This window comes from Halomonas sp. SIMBA_159 (assembly GCF_046536035.1).
GTDB classification, from domain to species: Bacteria; Pseudomonadota; Gammaproteobacteria; order Pseudomonadales; family Halomonadaceae; genus Vreelandella; species Vreelandella venusta_A.
In genome coordinates, this window is the sequence record NZ_JAWJBT010000444.1 from 1 (window position 1) to 277 (window position 277).

General features: G+C 78.0%; 1 pseudogene. It reads left to right on the forward strand.

The annotated features are described in order from the left end of the window. A pseudogene (locus tag R0J87_RS19960) lies at nucleotides 1–277 on the forward strand (hypothetical protein); the annotation flags it as partial.

Genomic DNA, 277 nt, shown 5'->3' on the forward strand with positions numbered 1-277 from the left:
CTGCCGGAGGAGGCGCTGTCCGCCCGGGCCGCGCCCGTCGGCGTGGCGGACGTCGCCTCGGCCCCGCGACGGCGCGGGCTGTCTGCGCGCGGGGAGCGGCTGGCGCGGCTGCGCAAGGTCGGCGGTGTGGCCAGCGCCGCCTTTACGCCGGGCCTTCCGGACCTCGACGGCTTCCCTTTCGACGTCTGGTCACGGCTGATGAGCAAGGCCTGGCGCCGGCCGCCGCGCGACCTGCTCGCCAACACGGAGCCGTCGGGCTACCTGCCGCTGCGCCGCG